Source organism: Natrinema sp. SYSU A 869 (assembly GCF_019879105.1).
Classification (GTDB): Archaea; Halobacteriota; Halobacteria; order Halobacteriales; family Natrialbaceae; genus Natrinema.
In genome coordinates this window covers 3,795,912-3,814,067 of the sequence record NZ_CP082249.1, presented here as the reverse complement: position 1 = coordinate 3,814,067, position 18,156 = coordinate 3,795,912, and the positions used below count along the sequence as shown (strand labels likewise).

19 protein-coding genes and 1 pseudogene are annotated in these 18,156 nt (G+C 62.5%); 6 read left to right on the top strand and 14 right to left on the bottom strand.

Annotated features, from left to right (window positions below):
- Positions 1-54 precede the first annotated feature (54 nt).
- From K6I40_RS27065 to K6I40_RS27035, 7 genes are all read right to left on the bottom strand, one after another.
- Complete coding sequence (locus tag K6I40_RS27065) at positions 55-627, bottom strand: HemK2/MTQ2 family protein methyltransferase (RefSeq protein WP_222918478.1); 573 nt, start codon at positions 625-627, stop codon at positions 55-57.
- Complete coding sequence (locus tag K6I40_RS27060) at positions 624-1,787, bottom strand: mechanosensitive ion channel family protein (RefSeq protein ID WP_222918477.1); 1,164 nt, start codon at positions 1,785-1,787, stop codon at positions 624-626. Before K6I40_RS27060 ends, K6I40_RS27065 begins: the two co-directional genes overlap by 4 nt.
- 120 nt (positions 1,788-1,907) lie before the next feature.
- Positions 1,908-2,747 (bottom strand): 16S ribosomal RNA methyltransferase A, encoded by an 840-nt coding sequence (locus K6I40_RS27055; RefSeq protein WP_222918476.1) that lies wholly within the window; start codon positions 2,745-2,747, stop codon positions 1,908-1,910.
- Positions 2,748-2,918: 171 nt separating this feature from the next.
- A complete protein-coding gene (locus K6I40_RS27050) occupies positions 2,919-3,515 on the bottom strand; it encodes a DUF655 domain-containing protein (RefSeq protein ID WP_222918475.1) in 597 nt (198 codons plus the stop codon).
- Between the two features lie 119 nt (positions 3,516-3,634).
- Complete coding sequence (locus K6I40_RS27045; protein WP_222918474.1) at positions 3,635-3,991, bottom strand: RNA polymerase Rpb4 family protein; 357 nt, start codon at positions 3,989-3,991, stop codon at positions 3,635-3,637.
- 7 nt (positions 3,992-3,998) lie between these two features.
- Entirely contained in the window at positions 3,999-4,307 is a 309-nt protein-coding gene (locus tag K6I40_RS27040; RefSeq protein WP_222918473.1) for a 50S ribosomal protein L21e, read from the bottom strand.
- Between the two features lie 291 nt (positions 4,308-4,598).
- Positions 4,599-5,957: an MBL fold metallo-hydrolase gene (locus tag K6I40_RS27035; protein WP_222918472.1), complete on the bottom strand. Its 1,359-nt coding sequence runs from the start codon at positions 5,955-5,957 to the stop codon at positions 4,599-4,601.
- A gap of 164 nt (positions 5,958-6,121) precedes the next feature.
- Between K6I40_RS27035 and K6I40_RS27030 the strand changes: the two genes are divergently transcribed.
- A complete protein-coding gene (locus tag K6I40_RS27030) occupies positions 6,122-7,288 on the top strand; it encodes a cystathionine gamma-synthase (protein WP_222918471.1) in 1,167 nt (388 codons plus the stop codon).
- Between the two features lie 61 nt (positions 7,289-7,349).
- Here K6I40_RS27030 and K6I40_RS27025 read toward each other — a convergent pair whose 3' ends face one another.
- Positions 7,350-8,345 carry a terpene synthase family protein gene (locus K6I40_RS27025; RefSeq protein ID WP_222918470.1) on the bottom strand — a complete coding sequence of 332 codons (996 nt, stop codon included), beginning with the start codon at positions 8,343-8,345 and terminating at the stop codon, positions 7,350-7,352.
- Between the two features lie 143 nt (positions 8,346-8,488).
- Between K6I40_RS27025 and K6I40_RS27020 the strand changes: the two genes are divergently transcribed.
- Positions 8,489-9,199, top strand: a complete 711-nt coding sequence (locus K6I40_RS27020) for an MBL fold metallo-hydrolase (protein WP_222918469.1) — start codon at positions 8,489-8,491, stop codon at positions 9,197-9,199.
- Between the two features lie 139 nt (positions 9,200-9,338).
- Complete coding sequence (locus K6I40_RS27015; protein ID WP_222918468.1) at positions 9,339-9,767, top strand: hypothetical protein; 429 nt, start codon at positions 9,339-9,341, stop codon at positions 9,765-9,767.
- 133 nt (positions 9,768-9,900) lie between these two features.
- Here the strand turns inward: K6I40_RS27015 and K6I40_RS27010 are convergent, their stop codons facing one another.
- Together K6I40_RS27010 and K6I40_RS27005 are read right to left on the bottom strand one after the other, a co-directional pair.
- Positions 9,901-10,167 (bottom strand): elongation factor 1-beta, encoded by a 267-nt coding sequence (locus tag K6I40_RS27010; protein WP_006184531.1) that lies wholly within the window; start codon positions 10,165-10,167, stop codon positions 9,901-9,903.
- Positions 10,168-10,175: 8 nt separating this feature from the next.
- Positions 10,176-10,355, bottom strand: a complete 180-nt coding sequence (locus K6I40_RS27005; RefSeq protein WP_006184530.1) for an HVO_2753 family zinc finger protein — start codon at positions 10,353-10,355, stop codon at positions 10,176-10,178.
- Positions 10,356-10,689: 334 nt separating this feature from the next.
- Here K6I40_RS27005 and K6I40_RS27000 point away from each other — a divergent pair, with 334 nt between their 5' ends.
- From K6I40_RS27000 to nhaC, 3 genes and pseudogenes are all read left to right on the top strand, one after another.
- The gene (locus K6I40_RS27000) at positions 10,690-12,090 is read left to right on the top strand and encodes an ATP-binding protein (protein WP_222918467.1); all 1,401 of its coding nucleotides are present in this window, start codon (positions 10,690-10,692) and stop codon (positions 12,088-12,090) included.
- A 191-nt stretch (positions 12,091-12,281) separates the two neighbouring features.
- Positions 12,282-13,583, top strand: coding sequence for a DNA repair protein NreA (gene nreA, locus K6I40_RS26995; RefSeq protein ID WP_222918466.1), 1,302 nt, complete (start codon positions 12,282-12,284; stop codon positions 13,581-13,583).
- Positions 13,584-13,842: 259 nt separating this feature from the next.
- Positions 13,843-15,278: pseudogene (nhaC, locus tag K6I40_RS26990) on the top strand (Na+/H+ antiporter NhaC).
- A 30-nt stretch (positions 15,279-15,308) separates the two neighbouring features.
- Here the strand turns inward: nhaC and K6I40_RS26985 are convergent.
- The 4 genes from K6I40_RS26985 to K6I40_RS26970 form a co-directional block, all read right to left on the bottom strand.
- Positions 15,309-16,382: an AI-2E family transporter gene (locus K6I40_RS26985; RefSeq protein ID WP_222918465.1), complete on the bottom strand. Its 1,074-nt coding sequence runs from the start codon at positions 16,380-16,382 to the stop codon at positions 15,309-15,311.
- Positions 16,383-16,538: 156 nt separating this feature from the next.
- Complete coding sequence (locus K6I40_RS26980) at positions 16,539-16,976, bottom strand: DUF302 domain-containing protein (RefSeq protein ID WP_222918464.1); 438 nt, start codon at positions 16,974-16,976, stop codon at positions 16,539-16,541.
- A gap of 117 nt (positions 16,977-17,093) precedes the next feature.
- Positions 17,094-17,786 carry a CPBP family glutamic-type intramembrane protease gene (locus K6I40_RS26975; protein WP_222918463.1) on the bottom strand — a complete coding sequence of 231 codons (693 nt, stop codon included), beginning with the start codon at positions 17,784-17,786 and terminating at the stop codon, positions 17,094-17,096.
- A gap of 4 nt (positions 17,787-17,790) precedes the next feature.
- The gene (locus K6I40_RS26970) at positions 17,791-18,078 is read right to left on the bottom strand and encodes a DUF5789 family protein (RefSeq protein ID WP_222918462.1); all 288 of its coding nucleotides are present in this window, start codon (positions 18,076-18,078) and stop codon (positions 17,791-17,793) included.
- Positions 18,079-18,156: the final 78 nt, after the last annotated feature.

The window sequence follows — 18,156 nt, the reverse complement described above, 5'->3', positions numbered from 1 at the left end:
ACCCGTTCGAAAAGAATCTTCTGATGACGTATCTCGCCGCTCGAATCTCGGCCGCTATCGGAGCAACTCGAGCACCGTCAGCGTCTCGAAGGGGAACGACTCGTCGGCGATGGCCACGGCGCTGAACCCGTGTTCGCCGGCTTCTTCGACCACTTTGTCGGCCCCCGTCAGACTGCTCACGAGCAGGTAAACGCTCCCGTCGGGCGCAAGCACGCGACCGACGCGCTCGAGGAAGGGATCGATGACGGCCCGGCCGTCCTCGCCGCCCGACAGCGCGCGCTCCATCCAGTCGTCCCACTCGTTTTCGGGATCGGTCGGCAGATAGGGCGGATTGAAGGCGACCGCGTCGAACGCCCCGTCTCGGAACGGCGAGACGAGATCCGCTCGTACCGTCTCGACGCCCTCGGCGCTGGCCTGGCGGACGGCGTGGGGGTTCAGATCCGATGCAATGACGCGAACGTCCGTCTCATCGGCGATTTGTTTGGCGACGTAGCCCGACCCGGTGCCGACCTCGAGGACCGTCTCGCCCCCCGAAAGGCGCTCGCAGGCCGCCTCGGCCAGCAGGTGAGAGTCCTCGGCGGGCTGGTAGACGTCCGGTTCCTCGTCGCGTCGATCCTCGAGCGTCATTCGTCTTTCTCCAGTGTCGTCATGCGGTGTTCTCGTGATTTGCCGTCGGTATCTTCGGACGATGTCGTCGTTCCCTCGTCGGCGATCCGGAACCCGCCTGTCTCGGCCCGCCCGGAGAGTTCGCGCTGTGGGAACGGGATTTTGATGTCTTCGGCTTCGAAGGCTCGCTTGATCGCATCGATCGCAGCGGTCCGGGCCGTCCAGTAGCGTCTGGCGCTCGGTTTGTCGATCCAGAACCGCACACCGAGCAGGACCGCAGAGTCACCGAAGGACTTGCCAACCACCTGCGGCGACGGCGCGGACAGCACCTCGTCTATGTCGTCGAGTGCGTCCTCCACGAGGTCGGCAGCCCGTTCCACGTCGGTTCCGTAGTCGACGCCAACCTCGACCTCGAGTCGCAGTCGGCCCCGCTTCGAGCGATTGGTCACCATGCTCGAGGCGATGACGTCGTTGGGGATCATGATGTACTCCCCGTCGAACGACCGGATACGCGTGTTGATGATCGAGATGTCGGTGACGATCCCCTCGTCGTCCTCGATTTCGATCCAATCACCGATCTCGAAGGGGCGGGCGAACATCAGGACGAACCCCGCGAGCACGGTTCCGAGCGTCTGCCTGGCGGCCATCCCGAGGACGATCCCGAGGAAGCCGGCCCCGACGAGCAGGCTGCCGAGATCTTCGATCCAGATGCCTAAAATGACGACGAGCGAGACCGACCAGATGATGACCTGCGAGAGGCGGTGGGTGACCTGCCGCTGGTGTTCGGTGACAACCGCAGTCGAGTCCATCACCTCCTCGATTACCCGGCGGACGAACCGCGCCACGATGACCGTCAGCACGAGCAGAATGAACGAAAAGATCGCGCGCGGAACGGTGTTTCCGCTCGGGTCGTCCAGATAGAGCTGCTGGATCTCGTCGGTTCGACCCCAAACGCCCGTGACGACGGCGGTACTGACCGCACACGCGCTGATGAGAAGGGCCATCGAAACGACATCGGCGTACAGCGGCCTCACTCGCTCGGCCATCCATGCATGAACCCGCTGATAGGCGAGCAACACGGCGACAATGAGTCCGACTGCGACGAACGACACCGCGAGTTTTAGCGGCGTCGTTGGGAACAGCTCCGACAGCCAGTTGAGCCGCGTCAGGAATCCGAGCATGCGTTCGTCTCTCGAGTTCGTCGTCCGCGCAGCTTTGAGTATCCGTTGGTTGGGTCGTTCTCCGCGGTATACCTACACGACTCGAGCGGAGCGGCCGACCCGCCTTGCCGGCGGTCGGGATCAGCCGTCAGTAGGCTCGCCGACGTCTCTCGCAAGCTGGGCCAGCGCGGCGAACTCAGCCGGAGCCATCGCACCGGCCCGCTTTCTCAGCACGTCCTCGTCCGCCGCATCGACGACCGCTTCAGGCTCCGCAAGCCCGGAAATGTGCGCCGTGTTCCGGATCGCGTTGCGGATCGTCTTCCGGCGCTGGGTGAACAGCGCCTTGACGAACCGCAGGAAGAACTCCTCATCCTCGACCGCGTAATCGGGATCGCGCGGAATCGCTCGAATCACCGCGCTCTGGACCGCCGGCGGCGGCGAAAACGCTTCCTTGGGAATCGACTCGACGAGTTCGATATCCGCGTAGTGCTGACTCGAGACCGAGAGCCGACCGTACTCGCTCGTTCCCGACTCTGCGACCATCCGCTCGGCGAACTCCTGTTGAAACATCAAAATGAGCGGTTTCTTTTCTGGAAACAGCCGGAACGCGATCTCGCTCGAGACGCCGTAGGGAAGGTTCGACACCGACGCCGAGAAGTCGGGGAGTTCGACCTCGAGAGCATCGCCCTCGATCACGGTTAACTCGCCGGCGTCGATCTCCTCGGCGAACTCCTCGCGCAGGAACGCGGCGAGTTCGCGGTCGCGCTCGACGACGGTCACCTCATCGCCGACCGCAAGCAACCGGTCAGTCAGCGCGCCCGTTCCGCCGCCAATCTCGAGCAGGTGGCTCGTATCGGCATCGATCTCCTCGAGATAGGTCGGCAGCCGGTCCAGCACGCGATCGTCGACGAGGAAGTGCTGGTCGCGGTCCGGATCGCCGCGGACGCCGGCCCGGGCGATCAGTCCGTCTGGATCTCTCATTGCCGGCGCTTTGGCTGGGGCAGGTGTAAACGCACCGTCTCGCAGTCCCCTTTCGCTACGGGTTCTCGCTTCCGACGGTCGCTCGAATCACTCGCAAAAAAGTCCGCGCGCTCTCTCTCTCTCATTGACGGAAAGCGGGGAAAACTCGCGACCACATTCGAGCGAGCCGCGCTACTGGTTCTGTTCCTGTTCGCGCCGACCCACGAACGTCTGATACTTCAGGTCGTCGTCGCGCAGTTCCTCGAGAATGCGATCGACGAGGATTTCATCGGGGTCGTGGAGCCCGGAGACGCGATCGGACAGCTCCTCGAAACTCTCGAAGGGTTTGCGCTTTCGCTCGTCTAAGATGCCGTTGCGGAGCTTCTTGCCGATCCCCGGCAGCAGGTTTAGCTGGTGTAGTCGCAGCGTGATCGGCTGGGCATCGTTGTAGAAGTCGACGAACCGCTCTTCGTTCTCCTCGACGAGGTCGGCAACGACGTACTCGAGTTCCGACTGGGCACCTGAGGAGAGGTCCTCGTACTCGACGCGGTGACACTCGGTAACGATGTCGCGTTCGGCCGGCGGTTCGACGACGACTTCGCTGCCGATCGTGAGCCGCTCGTCCTCGTCGAACGCGACCTGATAGAGCTGGAAGTCATCGATGCCGACAGCGTAGCCTGCCGGTGACTTTGCGTACTGCGGTCGGCCGTCGTCCGACAGACCGTGTGCGAGGTAGTCCAACACAACCGCGCGCCGAACGTCCGTCTCGTCGCCATCGGCTTCGCTCATTGGTTTACAATACGGTGACGGCGTACTTAAAGAGTCGGCTCGCTTTCAGGCGACCGGACAACGAAGGGTTTCGGGCGATCCGCACCCTTGAGACGCCGATATCGTTCCGGCCGACCGTCTCAGGCGTACTGCGCGACGACGTTGAGAATCTCGTCGAGTTCGTCCCCCGACAGCGAGTACCGCTGCTGTGCGTACACCGACCGGAGTTCGTCCCGGTCCTGTGGCAGCAGGTTAGCGATCTTGTAGGCCGTCGGCTCGTCAACCTTCTCGATGTCCAGCAGGTCGTCGACGAGCGTCTGGGCCTCCTCGGGCTCGAGGACGGCGAATCGGTTCGCGTGTTCGATCGCTCGCGCGAGCTCGTAGCGCAGCTCGCGATCCTCGTCCATCGCACGTTCGGCTTCGATGTCGGCGAGCAGCTCCTTCGTCTCCGAGACCGTCAGGAACTCCTCGTCGACGATCTCTTTGAAGATCGTCATCCTGCGGTTATATCCGGCTCTTTTCCTGGTTCTGTGCGCGCATGTGGGCGGCGGTCACGAGCAGCGTTTTCTCCTTGCTGCCGTCGACGATCTCAACCTTGAAGGCGTCGCCCTGTTTGCCGATGACTTCACCGGTGCGACCGTCGAATCGCGGGTGGAAGCGACCATCCGGGATGCTTGGGTCGATCTTTAGGTGGACTTTCTCCCCCTCCTCATACTCCTGAATCGCACGCTGTGGCGGCGAGGTACCGCGGTCTCGAGGATCGTTCGCGAGCTTTCTTCGGGTTCCCTGACGAGGGCCATTAGATTTCGGCATAGTCGTACGACCGCTTTGTCCGGTGACGGTTATAAAACACACGTATTCCGCCTCCCTTTTTCTCAATGTTCTCGGACGGCGTCGCCAGCCGCGAACCCTGACGAGAACTCGATCCGTCGAGATCGAATTCTTGCGCTGTATGGCATCTCAACGGTGGTCAGTGCGCCTGCGTCTGCCTGGGAACTGCAATGAATTCGGTGGTCGTCGGACGGCCAGTTTCGGACGACAACCGTCTGTGTGAGATTGCCGTCTCGAAGGAGACACGTCACCGAGACGGTCTGAGTCGGCATATCAGGCGTGCAGGAAACTCATCGCGTAGAACAGCGACCGTTCGTAGATGTCCGGTTCGATCGAGAAACCGAGATGGGAACCGATGTAGGCGTTGTTGAAGTGGCCGTACCGCGGCCCCTTCAGAATTCGCAGCGTCAGCCGGGGGTCCATCTCCATCCGAACTCGCCGCCGGTCGGTTCGTTCCGGTAGGCCCTCAACAATCTCGTGTCCGCCGCCGTCGGCCGTAAACCGCATGTAGTGGTCGTCGACCAGCGAGAGGACGACCTCCGTCTCCGATTCGAACCCGATCCCGCGGCGCTTCGCGTCGAAGTTCTCGTAGGCCGCCGGCACGTACTCCCGAAACGCCTCGAGCGTCGGCATCGGATCCGACTCGTAGGTGAACTCCCGGTCCGCGAGTTCGGTCTCGATGTATTCCTGCCGTTCGTCGGGATCGACGGGCTCGTAGGGGACAGACTGCTCGCCAGCAGCGACATCGAACCAGTCGCCGCTATTGAGGAGGACGCACTCGGCGTCGTCGTCGACCCGATCCTCGTCTGCGAAGTAGTCTCGCGCCTGCGTTCGCGTCGACCGGGCGACGTACTCGTTTCTATCTGCTAGATCGCCCGCGAGCGTGTAACTCCCCGCGAAGGGCATATAGTAGTCGGGCTCGAGTAGTTCGAGGAACCCGACGGCGTTCTCTAGAGACTGGAGCCGGCGGTCGTCGCGTTCCTCGAGCAGTTTCTCGTGAGAGTAGTCGATCCGCCCCTGCGGGTAGCCGCCGGCGAACGTGTACTGCAACATGGCCAGGTCGATCTTGCCGTACTGCTGTTTCACTCGGCCGGCGGCGTGTCGGGACATCGGCCAGCGACAGTCGTTCAGATTGAGCACGGTGTGCTCGCCGTCGTCGAAGACGGCCATGGAATCGATCTGGGTCGAGCCGTCGACGCCTTGTGTGCTGGCGTCTTCAGCCATCCACGCGCAGGCGAAGTGATTGCCACAGACCTCTGGATCGCAGTCATCCGACGCGAGCACGTTCACGTGCAGGTCACCGCCAAGGTGAATCCGCTCGTCGTGGGGCAGTTCGCGAACGTCGAATCCGGCGGCCTCGATGTTGTGTCTGAGAAAGTCCCAGTTGTAGTCGTGGATCAGGACCGGAATGTCGGAGTCGAGCCGCTCGAGCGTCTCCCGGTGGCAGTGATCCGGATGGATATGCGAAATGTAGATATAGTCGACGTCGAAGTCTTCGGGCTCGAGTTTGACCGGCGGGTAGTGGGCCCAAGCACCGTAGAACGCACCGTCGAGGATCCAAGGATCACAGAGGATCGATGTGTCTCCCGATTCGACAAGGACCGTTGACGACTTGACGTGTCGAACGCGCATACGGAATGAAATAACAATCCACCAAATATACTCTCTCGAGAATCACACAGCGTGAGAACAGAGCGGTTATCGAGAACGTGCGGATCCGGGGCGCGGTCGGCAGGGCCGTCGATGACCTGCCCGCCGGAGCAAGAGTAACCCCGTTCGATCCCCTTGGGGACGGTATGGACGACGACTCTGACCGTCGGATCGAGACCAGATCGATCCACGCCGGCCAGGAACCGGACGACGAGACCGGCGCACTGATGACGCCGATCCACGCGAACACCACGTATAAACAGGATGCTCCGGGCGACCACCGCGGCTACGAATACTCCCGAACCGGGAACCCGACCCGGACGGACCTCGAGGCGAACCTCGCGAGCCTGGAGAACGCCGATCACGGCCGCGCCTTCGCCAGCGGGATGGCTTCGATCAACACCGTGCTCAACCTGCTCGAGGCCGGCGACCACGTCGTCACCGGCAACGATGTCTACGGCGGCACCCACCGCATCTTCACGCAAGTCTACGAGGACTACGACATCGACTTTTCCTTCGTCGATATGACCGACCTCAACGAGATCGAGGCGGCGTTCCGCGAGGAGACGGCACTCCTGTGGCTCGAGACCCCCACCAACCCGCTCATGTCGATCGTCGACATCGAGGGGGCGGCAGAGATCGCCCACGCCCGCGACGCGCTGTGTGCGATCGACAACACGTTCGCGACGCCATACCTCCAGCGGCCGCTCGATCTGGGCGCGGACATCGTCTCGCACTCGCTGACCAAGTACCTCGGCGGCCACTCGGACGTGGTCGGTGGAGCCCTCCTGACGAACGATGCAGACCTCGACGAGCGACTGGGCTTCTACCAGAACTCCGTCGGCGCGACGCCCGGTCCCTTCGAGTCCTTCCTCGTCCTTCGAGGTACCAAGACGCTGCCCGTCCGGATGGATCGACACTGCGAGAACGCCTGCGCCGTTGCCGACTTCCTCAACGATCACCCCGACGTCGAGCGGGTTTACTATCCGGGTCTCGAGTCCCATCCCGGCCACGAGATCGCCGCCGAGCAGATGGACGACTTCGGCGGCATGCTGAGCTTCGAACTCGACGCGAGCCTCGAGGAGGCGAGCGAGGTCGTCTCGAATACCGAGGTGTTCACGCTCGCAGAGAGCCTCGGCGGAGTCGAGAGCCTGATCGAACAGCCCGCACCGATGACTCACGCCGCGATTCCCCGCGAGGAGCGCATCGAAGCTGGGCTCTCGGACAGCCTGATCCGGGCGAGCGTCGGCATCGAGCACGTCGACGACTTGATCGACGACCTCGAGGGGGCAATCGACGCTGTGCTCACATAGTCGACTCGCCGACGCTATACGTGCGTAACTGACGCGAGCGACGCCACACCGCCGGACGCCCTTACGCCGACGGTCGCCGCGCGAGTTGCGAGCGGAAGATCGGCTCGAACCCCTCGAGGTAGGCGCGGACGTCGATGGACTCAATCTCGTCACAGTACTCGGTGGCCGCCTCGTACTCGCGACACCACCGGTCGACGAACTCGGCTTCGATTCCGGAATCGCGAATCCGGTCGACCACCGGGTCGACGGTCGCGTCGGTCGTCGCCGTTCGGATCGCTCGGAGCTCCTTGTGGGAAACGACCTCCGACTCGAGGGCACGAATCACGACGCCCGAACTGTAATCGCCTTCGGCGAGTTCCCGCTCCCAAGTGGCGATCCAGTTGCCGATACGCGCCATTCGCTGGCCGTGAGCGACGACGTCCCGAACGGTCGAGAGCTCCCGGGGCTCGAACGCGAGGGCGTTGGCGAAGTCGATATCAGCGAACGGAAAGAGCATCATGTTGTAGACGTCATACGTCCGGAGCTCGCGTTCGCCCGCGAGGCCGGGATACTGGGCCAGCAGTGCCGAGTAGTCGACCGACTGCAGTGCCTGCCGGACATCGAACCGGAACAGGTCCGCGAACTCGTCTGCGCGTGGACTCGCCGCGTAACACTCCAGCAGCGCGTCCCAGAGTTCCTGCTGGAATCGAACGTACGTCCCGTCGACGCCCTTTCGAGTCGGATCGGCAGGTCGGGAATCGAACGGGACCAACAGCAGTTCCTTGAGGGTCGCCCGATCGCCGTGGCGTTCGGCGACGTCGTCAATGACAGTGATAAACATCGTGGCAAGCACTTTCGCGTCGCGAACGCGCCGTCCGTACTCGTCATCCACACACGACAGTCGGAATTCGGGTTCGACCGTGTCGAACCACCGCCACGTCGATCGGTCCCTGTCCGCAATCCGTTCGTCGTACGCGTCGGCGAGCGGCCGAACTGTCTCCGAGAGCGTCCGCCGCGGTGCATTCGAAAACGGGTCCGTCTCGACTTCGAGAGTAGGGTACTTCGACTCCGTATTCATTACCTATAGTTCGGACTGGAAAGTAAAAGGTTTTTGTCAGCCCAACATACTAAACCAGTAAACGGTGTAGACGTAGATATCGAAGATAACCGGAACGAAACCGGACGAATACTCCTTTTGTGAGGAGCGTGAACAACTCGAGTATGTCGGCAGACGACGGCGAACGCGACACAGGCGTACACGTGCTCCCGATCACGGTCGAATACGGCGGGAGAACGTTCACAATCACTCCGACGCTCGTCGAAACCGAGCGCGGCCCGGTGCTGATCGACGCTGGCCCGCAGGATTCCCTCGAGGGTATTCGGACCCATCTGCGGTCGCTGGGGTACGAACTCACCGATATCTGGCTTGTCCTCTTGACTCACCACGACGGGGACCACGCCGGCGGCCTCGCGGACCTGCTCGAGCAAGTCGATGCGGTCGTCGCGACCCACCACGACGAAGCGCCGTACATTTCGGGTGAGTTAGACCCGATCAAGGGTGACGGCGAACGGTATCCGCCTGTCGACGTCGATATCGAACTGACGGACGGGGTCCGGTTTCCGACGCTCGCTGGGCCGATGGAGGTCGTCGCGACGCCCGGCCATGCGCCCGGACACGTCTCGCTGTACCTTCCAAACAGCAATCTGCTCATCGCCGGCGACGCGCTCGTCGCAGACGGCGGTGAGGGAACCGACGGTGAGGAACCACTCGCCGGCCCGAAGCCTCGTTTCACGCCAGCAATGGGTCGCGCGATCGAATCGGTCGGGACGCTGGCGGATCTTGAGATCGATCACACCGTCTGCTATCACGGCGGGTACGTGGACCAAGGGACCGAACGGATTCAAGATATTTACGGCCAGTTACGGGAGTGAGTCGGCGGTTCCAGAGTCCCGTTCCAGCAGCCGATCTCCCTTTGACACGACGAGACGCTATGCGAACGCGGGAGAGGAATGGGAACGGAAACGGACGGAAGCGGAATTCTCATCGGTGTCCGGCACTAACCGATGCACAATGCGACTCGAACTCCGCGTCTGTCAGCACTGCCTCGACGGCGATCACGGCAACGAGAAGCGGACCGCCCTCCTCAACGATATGGTCGACTGCGCCGAACAGATCAAGGAGTACAGGGAGGTCATCGACCTTGACGCGGTCCACATCCGCAAAGTCAAGGACGACGAACCAGGGAAGCCAGCGGCACTGCCGGTCGTCTCGGCGACGATTCAGAACGATCAGGTCGTCCTGAACGACACCCAGCTCGTCGCGGAGGGCCAGGACGGAAACATGCTGGTCTACACTAATCCCGACGACGTGTTGACGGTGCTTGCAGGGAACTTAGACGAGATCAGTAAGGCCGTTACCGAAGACGTGACCGTTGATCTCTCCCAGGTCGGCGCGGAGATCGTCTCACAGGCCGATCTGGGCGCAAACCGGGAGCAGTAACCGGAGGCTCCGCTCGACTGAACGCGAGCGACTCGACTATCGAGTCCGACGATCCGTCTCGCACCGCACAGATCAGGATGCGCCGCTCTCGAGTGGTACCAGTGAAACGGCTAAAACCGAACGTCGGGCGGCGTTAGATACGGCCGACGTTCTCGACGCCGACGCTTTCGACGCCCTCGACGTCTGCGAAGCTCTCCTCGACGGTTTCCGTTCCGCCGGAGCCGTCAGGAACGATCACGGTCGGGTAGAGCGCAACGAGACCGAACGCGACTTCGTCGCGTTCGACGCCGTTGATCTTCGCGCCCTCAGGAAGGGCGCTCTCGAGGCGCTCCTGAAGCGCATCGAGGTCGATATCGGGGCTGTCCGGCATGACCTTGATTTTGGCAGCGACTTTTCCCATGGGAGACGTTATGGTCCGGTGAATCCGCAGTCGGGACACTCGTAGAGGTTGCTCTGCTTGCGACACTTGGCACAGCGGTAGATCTGCTGGCCGCAGTCGGGACACTTGAACGCAGCGGCGTTGGTGCCCGCGATGTTGAGCCCGCAGGAGACGCAGGAGCGCGTCTCTCGGTCGTCGGTCGTACTCATACCCCTCCCTTCCCGCCCGCCGTTTTTAACTCTTTTCAAGGCACGGCCGCCCCTGACAGGGAATACCGTGGCACATGTGCGGTTTGCGACACGGGTCGGTTTGGGTGTCCAGACCGAACCCGCACCGATACCTGTCGCCACTGATCGTTACTCGATAGCCGTCGAGTGGGCGAACAAACGGAACCGTCGGGTCGTCGTATTCATCGGTCACAGTATTCTATCGTCCCAATTGAGACGATTCATACGGATATCGTCTGAGACAAGTTCTGAACGTGTGATATGTGGCCGATATACATAACCGAATCCGGGGACTAGAAACGCCAGATAACCCGCAATGCAGTCGTCAGGCGACTTCTTCGAACAAATCGTTGAAACCGTCGGCACCGGAGTCGCGGTCTACGGCTCCGATGGCACGTATAGATACGTCAATCCTGCCTACGCGGCCCTCCTCGAGACGACTCGAGACGCCCTCGAGGAACGACCGATCTGGACGATTAACCCGGAGTTGGATCGAGACCGATTCGACGACTACTGGCACTCCTTCGAGATCGGTGAAACGAGAGTCGCCGAGACGCGCCACGAGGTCGAGGGGACATCGACGCCGGTTATGGTCGTCACGACGTGCAACGAGATCGACGGGACGGTATATCACTATGGGACGATTCAGGATATTACCGACCGAAAACAACGAGAGGAGGCACTCGAGTACCAGCGCTCGGTACTAAAATCCCAACAAGAGGCTACTATCGACGGGATCCTCGTCGTTGACGAGAACCGAGATATCGTCACGTACAACGATCGATTCGCCGAAATTGGTTCCATCTCGACTGCTCTCGTCGAGAGCGGAGATGATACGCCGGTCTTCCAGCGGGTCGTAGAACAAGTGAAATACCCCGACGAGTTCCGAGAGCGGGTCGAATACCTGTATGACCATCCCTCCGAAACGTCGCGGGACGAGATCGAATTCGAAGACGGACGAGTGTTCGACCGCTATTCGACAGCCATCACCGGCAACGGGACGTACTACGGACGGCTGTGGGTATTTCGAGACATCACCGATCGCGTCGAACGCGAACGCCTGCTCCAACGACAGAACGACTCTCTCGAGGAGTTCGCCAGTCTCGTCAGTCATGACCTGCGGAACCCGCTCAACGTGGCGACCGGCCACCTCGAACTGGCTGCGGCGGAGTCCGATAGCGACCACGTCGAAATCGCGATGGAGTCGCTCGATCGGATGGCGGAACTTCTGGAGGACATGCTATCGCTCGCTCGGAACGGCCAGGGCGTCCGCGATATCGACTCGGTTTCCGTCTCGAGCCTGGCTAACCGATGCTGGCAGAACGTGGAGACGGGAGCCGCAACCCTCCGTCTGGACGACGATCTTACCGTTCAGGGGGACGAGAGCCGACTCGCACAACTGTTCGAGAACCTGTTCCGAAACGCTGTCGAACACGGCGACTCGACCGTGACAGTGACCGTCGGCGCGTTACCGGACGGCTTCTACGTCGAGGACGACGGGCCGGGAATTCCGCTGGCCGAACGCGACACGGTTTTCGAGAGCGGTTACTCCACGAACGAGCGCGGAACCGGATTCGGCCTGCGTATCGTCACGGACATCATCGACGGACACGACTGGGAGATTTCCATTACCGACGGGACTGACGGCGGTGCGCGGTTCGAGGTGACGAACGTCGACGTGGGAGACGAGTCGGCCGACCGCCAGTTCCGGGCGTAGTTTCTGAGCCTGAAAACGCCCTTGCAGGTACTTTACGGATCGGGGAGAAGGATGGAATGAGGTTCGGGGGCCCGACGCCCGACCGAACCTCAGCCTCTGACATCTTCCACGGTCGCTGACAGTCACCAACCAGCGTCGCGACCATACTCGGAACTCAACATTCAAAGCCGTCCCCATCCTACGTCGAGTGAATGCGCCTCGACGACTACATCGAGGACTTAGAGCCCGACGAGGAGGCCGAGCGTCGCCGCCTCGCAAAGGAGAAGTCCTACGCAATCACGGACCATCTCGAGGAGTTCGAACGAAAGTTCGACGACGCGCTGAGCGGCGATACCCTCGTCGGTTCGACCTCCCCCTCGATCTTCGTCGGTCGATCGAACTATCCGGACATCCCCGTCGGACTGCTCTCTCCGGTCGGCGACGAGGACGCCGCCGAGGAGTACGTCACCGACGGCGACTGGTACCAGCAGGGGTACGCGATCGACGACGTGCTCCAGCGCCGAACCGGACTCCTGAACTCGAGCAAGCGCGCGAACGTGGACTCGCCGAGCATCGCGAGCCGGATGACGCCGAACGTCGACGACGTCTGGGACGGCTTCGTCGGCGTCCAGCGCGAGGTCGCCATCGCCGACCGGCCGGTGGACCTCGAGATCGGGCTGGACGACAAACCCGACCTCGGCCTCGATGCGGGTACCGACGTGGCGACGCCGCGGGGTCCCCGGGCCAGCGCTCGCGGCGCAGACCTCCGGGAGAACCCCCACGTTCCGCAACCGGTCAAGAAAACCCTCGAGGACGACGACTGGCAGGCCGAAGGGGCAATGACCTACCTCTACCGGCGCGGCTTCGACGTCTACGAGATCAATTCGATTCTCTCTGCGGGCGCGCTCGGACAGACGAAACAGCGCCGGCTGGTCCCGACCCGATGGTCGATCACGGCCGTCGACGACACCGTCGGGAAGTTCCTGCGCGGGGGCATCCGGAACGCGCCCAGCATCGACGAGGTGCAGGTTTGGGCCAACGAGTACGTCGGCAACCGTTACTGGATCGTCCTCGCACCGGGCAACTGGGAGTTCGAACTCGTCGAGATGAAAGCCCCCGGCAGCATCTGGAACCCGGATCCCGAAGACAACCTCTGGATGGCCAGCGCCTCGGAAGGGTATGAGGGCCGCTCGAGCTACGTCGAGGAGACCGCGGGGGCCTACTACGCCGCCCGGCTGGGCGTCCTCGAGTACCTCGAGTCGATCGGCCGGCAGGCGAAGTGTCTCGTTTTGCGGGAAGTGTCGGACGACTACTGGGCCCCGGTTGGCGTCTGGCAGGTCCGCGAGAGCGTTCGAAACGCCTTCGACGGGAGATACGGCGAGTCGGAAACCTTCCACGAAGCGGTTTCTGAGGTCGCGACCCAGCTGCCAGTTTCCTACGCGCGATTGCGGCGCAAATCCGAACTCGCGGCCGGGTTGCAGTCCAATCTGAGTGCCTTCTCTACCCTGGATTGATCCGGGACGGATCGTCCATTGTCGCAGTTACGAACGTGGCCAACAGCGCTTCGGACAGACACCGTTCGGGCCCGCGCTGCTCACTTCACGTCTCGAACCCTGTCTCTCTTGAGAGCCCGGCCGTCTCGGGCCCCAGCCATTTCAAACTATTCGTGAAAGTGACTGTCACTATACCAGTAATATGATCACTGGTACCGCAAAACATACACTAAGGTAATAAAGCGCTCAGTTTTTATGCCCCAAGTGCATACCACCGGTGATGACATTCGACTTTACACCGACGACGGTCGACGATCTCGACCCCGAACGACGGCCATCGTTCGCTCTCGCGCTCGTTCCGGTACTCGCAGTCGTCGTGTTTCTCGCCATCGGGTCGGCCGTACTCGGGCTGGCCCCCACGTTCCGTTGCTCTGGAGTATCGTCTTCGTCGGCGCGTTCGGTCGCTCCCTCGGCTATCGCTGGACCGAACTCTCCGATGGCATCTCTAATGGCCTCCTGATGGGGATACAGGCGCTGCTGATTCTCTTTACGATCTACGCGCTGATCGCCACTTGGGTCGACGCCGGGACGATTCCGGCAATGATGTACTACGGCCTCGAGTTGCTCACTCCGACGGTGTTCCTGCCCGTCACGGCGATCTTGGCGGCGGTCGTCGCGTTCTCGATCGGCTCCTCGTGGACGACGGTCGGGACGCTCGGCGTCGCGTTCGTCGGGATCGGGGCGGGACTCGGCGTCCCCGCGCCGATGACCGTCGGCGCAGTTATCTCGGGTGCCTACGCGGGCGACAAGCAGTCGCCGCTGTCGGACACGACCAACCTTGCGGCCGGTGTGACGAACACGCCGCTGTACGACCACATCCGCCGCATGCGAACGGGCACGGCCGTCGCGTTCGGTCTCACGGTACTGGGATTCGCCGCGCTCGGCCTCCGTTCTGGCGGCGAGATTCCGGTTGGCCGCGTCACCGAAATCCAGACCGCGCTCGCGGGCACGTACGACCTCTCCGTGCTCGTCTTCCTGCCGCTCGTGGTCACGTTCGGCCTCGCACTCTATGGCTACCCCGCGCTTCCGACGCTCGTGGCCGGCGTCTTCGCCGGGGTCTTCACCTCAATTCTGCTTCAGGGCTCCGGCTTCGTCGCCGCCTGGGAGGTCTTCATGAACGGGACCGCGCCCGAAACCGGAGCCGATCTCGTGAACGAACTCCTCGCAACCGGCGGCCTCACCGGTTCGGCCTGGACGATCACCGTCGTCGTCGCCGCGCTCTCGCTGGGTGGCCTCCTCGAGCACACCGGCGTGCTGGCGGTACTCGCCGATCGGCTCTCGCAGGGTGTGCGTAGTTCCGGGGGCCTGATCGCCGGCACCGGCCTCTCCGCGATCCTGATCAACGCGCTCACCGCCCAGCAGTATATGAGCATTGTCCTCCCCGGACTGACCCTCAGGAACCTCTACGAGGAGTTCGGCCTCGATAGCGACGAACTCTCCCGAGCCGTCGAAGCCGCCGGGACCCCCACCGGCGCGCTCATTCCGTGGCACGCCGGCGGCGTCTTCATGGCCTCGGCGACCGGCGTTCCCACTCTCGACTACGCGCCGTTCTACCTGTTCGGGCTGTTGTCGCCGCTCGTGTTGTTCGCGATGACACTGACCGGTCGCGGCGTGCCGACGACCGGACGCGCCGAGCAGGTCCAGACGGCCGACTGAGCGGCAGGCCGATTGCGGTCACACTGGCTCTTACTCCGTTTCGACGAAGGTCTGCTCGCGGTCGATACTGGACTCGGATTCTTCCGGCTCGACCCGCTCGATCCGATTAACAACCGTCACGCAGGCTTTGAACGTCGCGAGTACGACGGGACCGACGAACAGTCCAACCACCCCGAAGAGGTAGATGCCACCGACGACGCCCAGCAGGGCCGTCGCTGGATGCAGACCCGATCCCCGGTCGACGAGGTACGCACGCAGATAGTTATCCGTCACGGTGAGCACGGCGATTCCGTATCCCAACAGGACAACGGCGCGCACGGGATCGCTCGAGACCGCGTGGGCGACGGTGACTGGGCCCCAGACGAGCCAGACGCCGACCGTCGGGAGAACCGCAGCGAACATGAGAACAACCCCCAACGTGGTCGCGTACGGGACGCCGAGCAGTGCGAGTCCCACGCCGCCGAGCACCCCTTGGACGACCGCGACGAACACATGAGTACGAAGGACCGCCCAGGTCACGTCGTGAACCTCCGTGAACAGTTCGTCGAGTACGTCAGCATCGAGCGGTGCAATTTCGCGGAGCCAGGTGACGAACGCGGCACCGTCGACCAACAGATAGTACAGCAGAAAGACGATGACGAGCACTCCGACCGCGACATCCATGCCCGTCGTCACGATATCGATGGTTCGGGCTAGCGTCAGTTCCGCGACGTCCGGAATCGATCCCTCGAGCTCCGATCGCATCACGGACTCGAGTGTGGCGACCGACTCGTCGGCCAGTCCCAGATCGTTTCGAGCGATGTCACGACCGTACGCCACGATCTGGCCCCCGTCGAATGACTCGAGGGTCGAGACGGCGGTACGGAGCACGACCAGCGAGATGAGGAGCAGCGGGACGATGCCGGCGACGACGGCGATGCTGGTACACGCGAGTCCGGCGAACCGCGGGCCAACTTGCGGCTCGAGTCGCTCGTAAGCCGGTCGGAGGACGACTGCGAGCAGACAGGCCGCCAGTACGTACTCCACGAGCGGGAGGACCAGCAGGGCGGCGAGCCCGCAGAGGGCGGCGACGAGGAGGGCGAGAAACGTCGTTCGGACGTCCATATTTCAACGTCTTGAACTGAAACATAAGTGTTGGTATTTATTACTGTTTCTCGGAATTAGAGGACCGGTCCGTCCGACCGAGACTGAGTCGAATCGAGCGACGGCGCGGCCGGACGGCGATCCGGTCCAACGTGGTCGCGGCGAGTAGGTGCCCCGTTAGAGGGTTGCGTACGCTTCGTCGACCATTTCGCTGGTCTCGTCGACGATCCCCTGCCAGTTCTCGTCGTCGGGAGCGATTCCGAGTAGGCGCGCGATTTTCATGATCGAGACGTGGTAGACGACCTGCCGGCCCGGTTCTTCTTCCCAGACGACGACGTTACACGGGAACAGTGCCCCCATCTGTTCGGTCACGTCCAGCACTCGATCCGCCATCTCGGGGTTGCAGGCCCCAAGCACGTAGTAAGGATCGCGGTCCGCGTCGACCTTCTCGTTTAACAGTTCCGAGGGCGAGAACTCGGCCGGCACGCCGAACCCCGCCTCGGTGAACACCTCGCGGGTGTGTTCAATGGCTTCCTCATGGTCCATCTCGAGGACCGCTCGATGTTCGCCGTAGTCCGCCGGATCGATCTTCGTCGGGTCGATGGGAAGTGCCATACGGAAGTGTTGGCTTCCCCGTCCCTTATACGATAGGTGACCCGAAAACCTCGACTGTCGCCATGGGGGCACGAACCGGCCACTGGGACCCGATGAGAGCCGGCAATCGAGAGCCGACTACACCGGGACCGGTAGCCACTTGAGGAATCGCACTACGAGTACCGGATCAAACACCGGGTCGTGGAGGACGAGCCAGTCGAGCAAGACGAGTCCGCCGCCGTGGGCGACGACCGACGGGAGGATCGAGTTCGACTTGTAGTCGACGGCACCGAATAGGACATCCGTCGGCCCCGACAGCAGGAACTCAATGGGCGGTTTCGAGGCGTGGTGGAACATGTAGACGACGGGGCTGATAAATACCGCGACGAACCCGAGTTTCTTGACGCCGACACAGAGCAAGCCCCGGTAGTAGGTCTCGGCGGCCAACGCGAGGACAAAGAGTTTGATCGCGTGTGGGACAAACGCTGCCGGCGCAGCCGACGTCTCCCAGATCGGATAGAACGCGCGGATCGTGGGTAACGTCGAGCCGACGATGTAGAACGGAAGCACGAACGCAGCGAGCAGGATCGTGTTCCGAACCGCGACACGATCGATTCGCCAGCCGAGTCGATTCCCGTGGGAGAGTCCAAGTGCGAGCGGCCCCGCGATCAGGAGGAGACCATCGACGATAACCCGCTGGGTCAGATCAGTGGGAACCAGTCGCATCCATAGCACCGTCAGTACGGCACCCACCAGTAACGACTTCTGAACCCAGGAGAGCCTCATGTGATCGCTGAGCCAACGGCCACGTCGTCCCGACTCGGAGGCCACGTTACTACTCGTCCGCGGTCGGAATCGGTCCGGTCCCGATCACGTCTCGGACGTGACCCTCGAACTCCTGGTGGCGCTGGAAGTACGTCTCGTCGACCGACTTGAGGACGGTCGAGAGCTCCTGTGGCCCGTCGGGCGTTCGAATGACGGCGTCGCCTTCGAGACGGTCGACCTCGCTCTTCTCTTTGGGCCAGGTTAGCCGCGAACTCACGCGGGCGAGCGGTGCACCCTCGACGGGAGTGTGTTCTCCGAGCGAGACTGCCGGCTCCGTGTCCTCGTCCTCGTCGCTCATACCGGGCCGTTTGCGAGGGCGGCGATTCAAGCTTTCGTTTCAGCGAGTCACACCGAACCCAGTGACTGCCGGCCACCG